Origin of the sequence: Mammaliicoccus fleurettii (genome assembly GCF_003970575.1) — a bacterium.
Taxonomy (GTDB): Bacteria; Bacillota; Bacilli; order Staphylococcales; family Staphylococcaceae; genus Mammaliicoccus; species Mammaliicoccus fleurettii.
In genome coordinates this window covers 1-384 of sequence record NZ_RXWZ01000140.1, presented here as the reverse complement: position 1 = coordinate 384, position 384 = coordinate 1, and the positions used below count along the sequence as shown (strand labels likewise).

General features: G+C 34.6%; 1 protein-coding gene. It reads right to left on the bottom strand.

Annotated features, from left to right (window positions below):
• On the bottom strand, positions 1-384 hold a 384-nt coding region (locus CD129_RS10095; RefSeq protein WP_218585267.1), incomplete at both ends, for a transposase.

The window sequence follows — 384 nt, the reverse complement described above, 5'->3', positions numbered from 1 at the left end:
GAAATTTTAAAGCCAATAATTTCACGCTGTCTAAGTTCATTGATACCCATTGCGGTGTAAACACCCTTGGATACTATTTTATTATTCTCTTTAACTTTTATATACATAGCATCAACAAACACATACTTATATTGATGATTCGTAATGGGTCTACTTGCCCATTCTTGAATATCAGGATCTATATTTTTCATTACTTCAGAAATCGTTGATTTCGATACAGATTCCCCTGATAAAGCCTCGACAATTTTCGTGATATTCCGAGTTGAAACACCATTAATATAAGCTTCCATCATAGCTAAAATAAGAGATTGATCAGAGCGTGTGTACTGTTCGAAAACGTCAGTTGTAAACTCACCATCACGTGTTCTAGGCACTTTCAGATGA